This is a genomic window from Cupriavidus sp. SIMBA_020 (genome assembly GCF_046535395.1).
Lineage (GTDB): Bacteria > Pseudomonadota > Gammaproteobacteria > Burkholderiales > Burkholderiaceae > Cupriavidus > Cupriavidus campinensis.
The window spans coordinates 1-237 of the sequence record NZ_JAWRWU010001655.1 but is presented as its reverse complement, the minus strand read 5'-3'; the positions used below and the strand labels follow the sequence as shown (position 1 = coordinate 237).

1 protein-coding gene is annotated in these 237 nt (G+C 62.0%); it reads left to right on the top strand.

Annotated features, from left to right (window positions below):
* A partial coding sequence (locus SB751_RS35220; RefSeq protein WP_410749642.1) for a type II 3-dehydroquinate dehydratase occupies positions 1 to 237 on the top strand: 237 nt, incomplete at both ends.

The following is a 237-nucleotide window of genomic DNA, read 5'->3' as shown; positions in this document are numbered from 1 at the left end:
CAATCACGAAGGCGCGCTGGTCGACCGCATCCAATCCGCCCGGACTGAACACACCGATTTCATCCTGATCAATCCCGCCGCGTACACGCATACGAGCGTGGCCATTCGGGACGCACTGGCGGGGGTCGGCATCCCGTTCGTCGAGATTCACCTGTCGAACGTGCATCGCCGAGAACCGTTCCGGCATCACTCGTATTTCTCCGACCAGGCTGAGGGCGTGATTTGCGGCCTCGGCTG